General features: G+C 60.4%; 6 protein-coding genes and 1 pseudogene. 5 read left to right on the plus strand and 2 right to left on the minus strand.

The window, feature by feature from the left end; translation table 11 throughout:
- The first annotated feature begins 76 nt into the window (after positions 1-76).
- On the plus strand, positions 77-4,282 hold the full coding sequence (rpoC, locus tag IG169_RS23740; RefSeq protein WP_193178758.1) for a DNA-directed RNA polymerase subunit beta': 4,206 nt from the start codon (positions 77-79) through the stop codon (positions 4,280-4,282).
- Between the two features lie 59 nt (positions 4,283-4,341).
- Here the strand turns inward: rpoC and IG169_RS23745 are convergent, their stop codons facing one another.
- Both IG169_RS23745 and IG169_RS23750 read right to left on the minus strand, forming a co-directional pair.
- Positions 4,342-5,511: a hypothetical protein gene (locus tag IG169_RS23745; protein WP_193178759.1), complete on the minus strand. Its 1,170-nt coding sequence runs from the start codon at positions 5,509-5,511 to the stop codon at positions 4,342-4,344.
- A gap of 110 nt (positions 5,512-5,621) precedes the next feature.
- Positions 5,622-5,903: pseudogene (locus IG169_RS23750) on the minus strand (transcriptional regulator); the annotation flags it as partial.
- Positions 5,904-6,358: 455 nt separating this feature from the next.
- Here IG169_RS23750 and rpsL point away from each other — a divergent pair.
- The 4 genes from rpsL to IG169_RS23770 all read left to right on the plus strand — a co-directional run.
- On the plus strand, positions 6,359-6,730 hold the full coding sequence (rpsL, locus tag IG169_RS23755) for a 30S ribosomal protein S12 (RefSeq protein ID WP_175276139.1): 372 nt from the start codon (positions 6,359-6,361) through the stop codon (positions 6,728-6,730).
- 49 nt (positions 6,731-6,779) lie between these two features.
- On the plus strand, positions 6,780-7,250 hold the full coding sequence (gene rpsG, locus IG169_RS23760) for a 30S ribosomal protein S7 (protein WP_193178760.1): 471 nt from the start codon (positions 6,780-6,782) through the stop codon (positions 7,248-7,250).
- A gap of 29 nt (positions 7,251-7,279) precedes the next feature.
- A complete protein-coding gene (gene fusA / locus IG169_RS23765; protein WP_193178761.1) occupies positions 7,280-9,370 on the plus strand; it encodes an elongation factor G in 2,091 nt (696 codons plus the stop codon).
- An 84-nt stretch (positions 9,371-9,454) separates the two neighbouring features.
- Positions 9,455-9,545: GTP-binding protein (locus IG169_RS23770; RefSeq protein WP_246717558.1), on the plus strand; the 91-nt coding region annotated here is incomplete at its 3' end.

Genomic DNA, 9,545 nt, shown 5'->3' on the forward strand with positions numbered 1-9,545 from the left:
TTGGCCGGTTTTTAGGATTACAAGCGGACCATCCATCCGCGCATTGGAACGGGGAAATCCCCGTAAGGAGAACGGCATGAACCAAGAGGTTGCAAATCTTTTCAATCCTCAGGCTCCAGCCCAGAATTTTGACGCGATCCGGATTTCGATCGCGAGCCCGGAAAAGATCCTTTCCTGGTCTTATGGCGAGATCAAGAAGCCGGAAACGATCAATTACCGCACGTTCAAGCCCGAGCGTGATGGCTTGTTCTGCGCGCGCATCTTCGGTCCGATCAAGGACTACGAATGCCTTTGCGGCAAGTACAAGCGCATGAAATACAAGGGCATCATCTGCGAAAAGTGCGGCGTCGAAGTGACGCTGTCGCGTGTGCGCCGCGAGCGCATGGGCCATATCGAGCTCGCAGCGCCGGTTGCACATATCTGGTTCCTGAAGTCGCTGCCGTCGCGCATCGGCACGCTGCTCGACATGACGCTCAAGGATATCGAGCGCGTTCTCTATTTCGAGAACTACATCGTGACCGAGCCGGGTCTGACCTCGCTGAAGGAATACCAGCTCCTCTCTGAGGAAGAATACATGCTGGCCGTCGACGAGTTCGGCGAGGACCAGTTTACGGCGATGATCGGTGCCGAAGCGATCCAGGAAATCCTGGCGTCGATGGACCTGCCGAAAATCGCCACGGACCTGCGCGAGGAACTGGAGACGACCACCTCCGACCTCAAACAGAAGAAACTCATGAAGCGGTTGAAGGTCGTCGAGAACTTCATCGACTCGCAGAACCGCCCGGAATGGATGATCATGAAGGTCATCCCGGTAATCCCGCCGGACCTGCGTCCGCTGGTGCCGCTTGATGGCGGTCGCTTCGCGACGTCGGACCTGAACGATCTCTACCGTCGCGTCATCAACCGTAACAACCGCCTGAAGCGGCTGATGGAACTGCGTGCGCCCGGCATCATCATCCGCAACGAGAAGCGCATGCTGCAGGAGGCCGTCGACGCGCTGTTCGACAACGGCCGCCGCGGTCGCGTGATCACCGGTGCCAACAAGCGTCCGCTGAAATCGCTTTCGGACATGCTGAAGGGCAAGCAAGGCCGCTTCCGCCAGAACCTGCTCGGCAAGCGCGTCGACTATTCCGGCCGCTCGGTCATCGTGACCGGTCCGGAACTGAAGCTGCACCAGTGTGGCCTGCCGAAGAAGATGGCGCTCGAGCTGTTCAAGCCGTTCATCTATGCGCGGCTTGACGCCAAGGGCTATTCGTCTACCGTCAAGCAGGCCAAGAAGCTGGTCGAGAAGGAAAAGCCGGAAGTGTGGGATATCCTCGACGAGGTTATCCGCGAACATCCGGTGCTGCTCAACCGCGCGCCGACGCTGCACCGCCTCGGCATCCAGGCTTTCGAGCCGGTGCTGATCGAGGGCAAGGCGATCCAGCTTCATCCGCTGGTCTGCACCGCGTTCAATGCCGACTTCGACGGCGACCAGATGGCCGTGCACGTTCCGCTGTCGCTGGAAGCGCAGCTTGAAGCGCGCGTCCTGATGATGTCGACCAACAACATCCTGCATCCGGCGAACGGCCAGCCGATCATCGTGCCGTCGCAGGACATGGTGCTTGGTCTCTACTATCTCTCGATCGTCGCCGAAGGCGAGCCGGGGCAGGGGATGATTTTCTCCGACATGGGCGAACTGCACCATGCGCTGGAAAACGACGTCGTCACGCTGCACACCAAGATCAAGGGCCGCTTCAAGACCGTGGACGAGGAGGGCAATCCCGTCTCGAAAATCTACGAGACGACGCCCGGCCGGATGATCATCGGCGAACTTCTGCCGCGTCACGGCAAGGTGTCGTTCGACATCTGCAACACGGAGATGACCAAGAAGAACATCTCGAAGATGCTCGATGTTGTCTATCGCCACTGCGGCCAGAAAGAGACGGTCATCTTTGCCGACCGCATCATGGCGCTCGGCTTCGGCCACGCCTGCCGCGCCGGCATCTCGTTCGGCAAGGATGACATGGTCATCCCGGACACCAAGACGGGGATCGTTGCAGAGACCGACAAGATCGCCAAGGAATACGAGCAGCAGTACAATGACGGCCTGATCACCTTTGGCGAGAAATACAACAAGGTGGTCGATGCCTGGGCACGCTGCGACGACAAGCTGACCGAAGAAATGATGGCGGGCATTCAGGCCGTCCAGTTCGAGGAAAACGGCCGTCAGAAGCAGATGAACTCCATCTACATGATGGCGCGTTCGGGCGCTCGCGGTTCGACCCGGCAGATGAAGCAGCTTGCCGGCATGCGCGGTCTGATGGCCAAGCCGGACGGTTCGATCATCGAGACGCCGATCATCTCGAACTTCAAGGAAGGCCTGTCGGTCAACGAGTACTTCAACTCCACCCACGGCGCCCGCAAGGGCCTCGCGGACACGGCGTTGAAGACCGCGAACTCCGGTTATCTGACCCGCCGTCTCGTCGACGTCGCCCAGGACTGCATCATCACACAGCGCGATTGCGGCACCGAAAAGGGGCTGACCATGTCGCCGATCGTCGATGCCGGTCAGATCGTCGCCTCGATCGGTCAGCGCGTTCTTGGCCGTACGGCGCTGGAAGACATCGTTCATCCGGCGACCGGCGAAGTCATCGTGGCCGCAGGCACGATGGTCGAGGAAAAGGATGTCGACGTCATCGAGGAAGCCGGAATCCAGACCGTGAAGATCCGGTCCGCGCTGACCTGTGAACTGCAGTCCGGCGTATGCGGCGTCTGCTACGGTCGCGACCTTGCTCGCGGCACGCCCGTGAACATGGGCGAGGCAGTGGGCGTGATCGCGGCGCAGTCGATCGGCGAGCCGGGCACGCAGCTGACGATGCGTACCTTCCACATGGGCGGCACGGCGCAGGTCGTCGACCAGTCCTTCCTGGAAGCATCCTACGAAGGCACGATCGAGATTCGCAACCGCAACGTGGTTCGCAACTCCGAAGGCGCTCTCATCGCGATGGGCCGCAACATGGCCATCATCATTCGTGACGAGAAAGGCGAGGAGCGCGGCACCCAGCGCGTGACCTACGGTGCGAAGATCATGGTGGACGACGGCGACAAGGTTAAGCGTGGCCAGCGTCTTGCCGAGTGGGACCCGTATACGCGTCCGATCATGACCGAGGTCGAAGGCACGGCATTGTTCGAAGATCTCGTCGACGGCCTGTCGGTGCAGGAATCGGCGGACGAGTCGACCGGCATCACCAAGCGCATGGTCATCGACTGGCGCTCGACGCCGCGCGGTTCGGATCTCAAGCCGGCGATCACCGTCCTCGACAAGAGCGGCAAGGTGGCGAAACTAGCCAAGGGTGGCGATGCCCGCTTCATGCTCTCGGTCGACGCCATCCTGTCGGTGGAGCCGGGCGCACATGTGAGCCCGGGCGACGTGATCGCGCGTATCCCCATGGAAAGCGCGAAAACGAAGGACATCACCGGCGGTCTGCCGCGTGTGGCCGAACTCTTCGAGGCACGCCGTCCGAAGGACCACGCCGTCATCGCGGAGATTGACGGTACGATCCGTTACGGCCGTGATTACAAGAACAAGCGCCGCATCATCATCGAGCCGCATGATGAAACGCAGGAACCGGCGGAATATCTCATTCCGAAAGGCCGGCCGTTCCATCTGCAGGACGGCGACACGATCGAGAAGGGCGACTACGTTCTCGACGGCAACCCGGCACCGCACGACATCCTGGCGGTGAAGGGCGTGGAAGCGCTTGCTTCCTATCTCGTCAACGAGATCCAGGAGGTCTACCGGCTGCAGGGCGTGGTGATCAACGACAAGCACATCGAGGTGATCGTTCGCCAGATGCTGCAAAAGGTCGAGATCACCGATGCAGGCGACTCCCAGTATATCGCCGGCGACAATGTCGACCGGATCGAGCTGGAAGAGGTCAACGAACGTCTGGTCGAGGAAGGCAAGGCGCCCGCCACGGGCGACCCGGTCCTGCTCGGCATCACCAAGGCGTCGCTGCAAACCCCGTCGTTCATCTCGGCAGCCTCCTTCCAGGAGACGACCAAGGTGCTGACGGAGGCTTCCGTAGCCGGCAAGATCGATACGCTGCAGGGTCTGAAGGAGAACGTTATCGTTGGCCGCCTCATCCCGGCCGGTACCGGCGGGACGATGAACCAGATCCGCCGCATCGCCACGGCGCGCGACGAACTGATCCTGGAGGAACGTCGCAAGACGTCCAACGTGGCCGGTGCGGATGCGATGCTGATAGACATGTCGCAGTCGGGCGAAGCCGCCGAATAAGGCTGCGACAACACCGTGAACAGACTGACGCCGGGCCATGGGCTCGGCGTTTTTCGTTCTCAGTGGATGTCGAGGCCAAGCACTTGGCACACCATCATGAAGCCGTTTGCGGCAGAGAAAATGCCAAACGTGACGGGCCATGCCCGCGGTCGGTTCGCGAAGAAGGCGCCGGCCACCATGATCGCCGGGGCGACGGACGGAATCATCCGGGCAGAGGACGGAATGCCGCTCGCTAGCGTGATCGGGACAATGGCCACCATGAACCATGCGTGTGCCCAGTTGCGCCGGGCCAACAGGAGAAGTGTGGCGGCAACGCCGATCCCGGAGATGATGACGCCGGGAATGATTTCCGCCTGTATCGTGCCGCCGTTCAGGATCGGACCGATCAGCGTATTGAGCGGATTCTGCAGTTCCCGCTTCCAGGCGTCCAACATCGTCGCAAGGGTGAACGGATCGCCGGTATGGCGCCAAAGATAGACGGTGCCGCCGGCGAGCGCCGTCGCGGGAAGTACCATCGCGATGAAGATCCTGAACCGCCTGATCGACAGAACATGCGGATCGCGCCATGCCCCGAGCGATTGCCAGGCATAGACGGCGATCGGGATGATCAGGAGAACGCCGATGTTTCGGGTCAGCGTGGCGAGCGCCGCGGTCAATCCGGCCCAAAGCCAGCGCTCGCGGCGCGCGAGGGTCAGTGTTGCCATGACCAGCAGGAGATAAAGCGACCCGCTATCTGCTGACGAAAAGCCATAGCTCCCGGGCATGAAGGTAAACAGCAAGATGGCGAGATCGGCAGCTTTCGCGCCGTAGTAATACCGGGCTTCGTGCCAGATGATCGGCAGGGCGAGGAGGAGGGCTGCGTTGGAGACGGAGACCATCGCCGCAAAGGGATCGAGACCGGTCAGAACGCCGACATATTTCGATAGCATCGGATAGAGCGGCCAATTGGCTTGCCCCATCAGGATCTCGCCGGCACGTAAGGCCGTGCCGTAACCGTGTTCGATAGTCCCGAGGAGTCCACCGCTATCCCGATTGCCCCAGATGTTGAGCCAGACGAATGGCGAAAACTCCGGTTGGCGAAGTTGCGGATCGGTTACCGGAAACAGCAGATCATGCGCTTCCATGCCGATCAGTTCCAGGACTGCGCGGCTAAACAGGAAGACCAGGAGGCAATAGGCTAGCGCATGCAGGGTCCGGCGGTCTCCATCCGCCACGGTTTCGTATGTCACAGTCGCACCGTTTACTGGTCCGGTTTCCAGTCCTTCAAGACGGCAAAGGGGTCATAGTCGTCTTCATCGTCGCCAGGATCGAACCCGCGGCCGCTTTCCTCTTCCAGCCCCTCGGCAAATGTAACGATGGCGACTTCGCCTTCGAGCGCGCCCTGATAGGCGGAGGCGTGCGGTTCCTCGTCGGGGGCTTCGACCATCGTACCGATCTGGTCCAATTCGGCTTCCTCGTATCCGCGTTCGGCAAGCGCGTTAAGCGCCGTGCGAATCGCGGAATCGTCGTCGGGTGCGAGCAGAAGGATATGAATGGCGATTTCGGGCCCGTCCTTGACCGGCCAGACTCGCCCAATGATGATGAAGACGCCGGTTCCGGCATCCGATTCGCTGTCTTCCATCGTGGTGGTGTCCGTTTTTCGATTTCATCAGGCCCTATTCATCATGATTCCCGCGGCGATGCGATATCCGGGCGGGGCGGTTTTGCGAAGCGGAGAGTAAAATTGCGCCAGGCATTCCGACGGCGTAATAATATGTCGTCAAGGACGCGGGTGCGCGCCGGCCGGACGGCGCGCGCAAAAAGTATCCGGTTTCTCTTGACGAGACAGGGGCTTGCGTATAGAAGCCGGCCATCAAGCCAATGTGAGATTGACTTTTCGGTGGCGCCGAGCCCCGAAGCTTGTCTCAAACAAGGCTGACCAGCGAAGCTGATACATTGCAATTTCATGAAACGGTCCGCCGTTTCCTCTGGATTTTGGGGCAGGGCCTGCAGGGCCCGTGTGCCCCGCTGTTGCATGTTGATGTGAAACAGTTTTTTGCGCATTCGCGCCTGAATGAACGAACGAAGGATGGCTTGATGCCTACAGTAAACCAGTTGGTCCGTAAGCCCCGTGTGGCTCCGGTCAAGCGCAACAAGGTGCCGGCCTTGCAGGCAAATCCGCAGAAGCGCGGCGTGTGCACCCGTGTCTACACCACGACGCCGAAGAAGCCGAACTCGGCTCTCCGCAAGGTTGCAAAGGTTCGCCTGACGAATGGCTTCGAAGTGATCGGCTACATCCCGGGTGAAGGTCATAACCTTCAGGAGCACTCGGTTGTGATGATCCGCGGCGGCCGTGTGAAGGACCTTCCCGGTGTTCGCTATCACATTCTGCGCGGCGTGCTCGACACGCAAGGCGTCAAGAACCGCAAGCAGCGTCGTTCGAAATACGGCGCAAAGCGTCCGAAGTAAGAGGTTTGCGGCCGGTCCTGAGTACCGCCGCCAAAAGTGAGATACAGACATGTCGCGTCGCCACAGAGCCGAAAAACGTGAAATCAACCCGGATCCGAAATTCGGGGACATGGTCGTCACGAAATTCATGAACGCCATCATGCTCGATGGCAAAAAGTCGATTGCCGAGCGCATCGTATACGGTGCCTTCGACGCCATCGCCGACAAGACCAAGCAGGAGCCGGTCGAACTGTTCCATCAGGCGCTCGACAATGTCGCGCCGCATGTGGAAGTGCGTTCGCGTCGCGTCGGCGGAGCCACCTATCAGGTGCCGGTCGATGTGCGTCCGGAACGCCGTCAGGCGCTGGCCATCCGCTGGATGATTGCTGCTGCGCGCAAGCGCAACGAGACAACCATGGTCGATCGCCTGTCCGGCGAACTCATGGATGCTGCCAGCAACCGCGGTTCGGCAGTCAAGAAGCGCGAAGATACCCACAAGATGGCGGACGCCAACCGCGCGTTCTCGCACTACCGCTGGTAACAGAAGACCGTTTAGAGAGGCCTCCTCCCATGGCTCGCGAATATCCGCTGGAAGACTACCGTAATTTCGGCATCATGGCCCACATCGACGCCGGCAAGACAACGACGACCGAGCGTATCCTTTACTACACCGGCAAGAGCCACAAGATCGGCGAAGTGCATGACGGCGCTGCGACGATGGACTGGATGGAGCAGGAGCAGGAGCGCGGGATCACGATCACGTCTGCTGCTACGACCACCTTCTGGCCGGGCCGCGACGGCAAGCGCAAGCGCTTCAACATCATCGACACACCCGGACACGTCGACTTCACGATCGAAGTCGAGCGTTCGCTGCGCGTACTCGACGGTGCGGTGGCTCTTCTTGACGCCAATGCCGGCGTCGAGCCGCAGACCGAGACCGTTTGGCGCCAGGCCAACAAATACCATGTCCCGCGGATGATCTTCGTCAACAAGATGGACAAGATCGGTGCCGATTTCTACCGCTGTGTCGACATGATCGGGACGCGCCTTGGCGCGCAGGCGGTCGTGATGCAGTTGCCGATTGGTGCGGAAAACGATTTTGCCGGTTGCGTCGATCTTATCGAGATGAAGGCACTGGTCTGGAAGGCCGAAAACCTCGGCGCAGAATGGGACGTCGTCGACATCCCGGCTGACCTGCAGGCTCGCGCCGAGGAATACCGCGAAAAGCTGATCGAAGCGGCTGTCGAATTCGACGAAGCCGCGATGGAAGCGTATCTCGAAGGCGAGATGCCGGACAACGACACGCTGCGCAAGCTGGTCCGCAAGGGCACCTGCGCTGTCGAAATCTTCCCGGTTTTCTGCGGTTCTGCTTTCAAGAACAAGGGCGTGCAGCCGCTGCTCGACGCCGTTGTCGACTTCCTGCCGTCTCCGATCGAAGTTCCGGCCATCCGCGGCATCGATCCGAAGACCGAACAGGAAATCAAACGCGTTTCATCGGACGACGAGCCGCTGTCGATGCTAGCCTTCAAGATCATGAATGACCCGTTCGTCGGTTCGCTGACCTTCTGCCGCATCTATTCCGGCAAGGTCGAGACCGGTGTGTCGCTGATGAACACGGTCAAGGAAAAGCGCGAGCGCATCGGCCGTATGCTGCAGATGCACTCCAACAGCCGCGAAGACATCAAGGAAGCCTTTGCGGGCGACATCGTTGCTATCGCCGGCCTGAAGGAAACCACGACGGGCGACACGCTTTGCGATCCGCTGAAGCCGGTGATCCTGGAGCGCATGGAGTTCCCCGATCCGGTGATCTCGATCGCCGTCGAGCCGAAGACGAAGAGCGACCAGGAAAAGATGGGTCTCGCGCTCAACCGTCTGGCAGCTGAAGACCCCTCCTTCCGCGTGCGTTCGGACGAAGAGTCAGGCCAGACCATCATCTCGGGCATGGGCGAACTGCATCTCGACATTCTCGTCGACCGCATGAAGCGCGAGTTCAAGGTGGAAGCGAATATCGGCGCGCCGCAGGTTGCGTATCGTGAAACGATCACTCGCGCCGCGGACATCGATTACACCCACAAGAAGCAGTCGGGCGGTTCCGGCCAGTTCGCGCGCGTCAAGATCACTTTTGAACCGAACCCGGAAGGCGAGGATTTCGTTTTCGAGAGCACCGTCGTCGGCGGCAACGTTCCTAAGGAATATATCCCGGGCGTCGAAAAAGGCATCCAGTCGGTCATGGACTCCGGTCCGCTCGCCGGCTTCCCGATGCTGGGCGTGAAGGCAACGCTGACCGATGGCGCCTACCATGACGTCGACTCCTCGGTTCTCGCCTTCGAAATCGCGGCCCGTGCCGCGTTCCGCGAAGGCGCACAGAAGGCCGGTGCTCAGCTTCTCGAGCCGATCATGAAGGTGGAAGTGGTGACGCCGGAAGATTACATGGGCGACATCATCGGCGACTTGAATTCTCGCCGCGGCCAGATCGCTGGTACGGAAAGCCGCAATATCGATCAGGTCATCACCGCAATGGTGCCGCTGGCGAACATGTTCGGCTACGTGAACACGCTGCGCTCGATGAGCCAGGGTCGTGCGCAATACACGATGATCTTCGACCACTACGAGGCTGTGCCTCAAGCGGTCGCCCAGGAAATCCAGAAGAAATACGCTTAAGGCGGGGGCCGGCCGGCTTCCGCAGAGCGGAGCCGGCCATGAATTTCCTCTAGTCCGCGTGACAGTGAAGAACGGAGAATAAAGATGGCGAAGGGTAAGTTTGAGCGCACGAAGCCGCATGTGAACATCGGCACGATTGGTCACGTTGACCACGGCAAGACGTCGCTGACGGCTG

This window comes from Oricola nitratireducens (assembly GCF_014904745.1).
Taxonomy (GTDB): domain Bacteria; phylum Pseudomonadota; class Alphaproteobacteria; order Rhizobiales; family Rhizobiaceae; genus Oricola; species Oricola nitratireducens.